The organism is Corynebacterium sp. MSK039 (genome assembly GCF_030232315.1).
Taxonomy (GTDB): Bacteria; Actinomycetota; Actinomycetes; order Mycobacteriales; family Mycobacteriaceae; genus Corynebacterium.
The window spans coordinates 1-558 of record NZ_JASPJL010000045.1; the positions used below are offsets into that span (position 1 = coordinate 1).

The 558-nt window shown below is 58.6% G+C and carries 1 protein-coding gene; it reads left to right on the forward strand.

What is annotated here, in order from left to right:
• On the forward strand, positions 1–558 hold a 558-nt coding region (locus tag QP997_RS09755; protein ID WP_502870460.1), incomplete at both ends, for a transposase family protein.

Sequence of the window (558 nt, forward strand, 5' to 3'; positions counted from 1 at the left end):
GATGCCGGGCGCACCATCTACCGACTTGCGCTGAAACTGACCCGGATCACCACGCTGGATGAAGCCGCCGCATGGGGTGCGCAACTGCACGAATTCTCCACGATCTACCGGTCATGGATGGACGAGAAAACCCTGATCAAAGACCCCAAAACCGGTGCATGGACTCGCGTGTGGACACACCACAACGTGCGCAAGGCCTACAACAGCCTCAACCACCTATTCCGGTCCGAGATGCTGTTTGTCTACCTCACCCCACCAAAAGCAGTCCTTGCGCCCGAACGGATCAAATCCACCACCAACAGCCTGGAAGGCGGGATCAACGCCCAGCTCAAACTGCTCGCCAGAACCCACCGCGGCAGATCAGGCGAACGACAACGCCGCATGCTGGATTGGTGGCTCTACTTAAAAACAGAGCTGCCTGACGATCCAGTACGAATCGCCAGGCAGTCCGACTGGGGCCAGGGCCAACTCGCCAAAGTATCCACCCTGACCCGAAACGAGAACCAAGCCGACCACGAAACAGGACGACCAGCCCTCTACGACAACGCTATCGACACC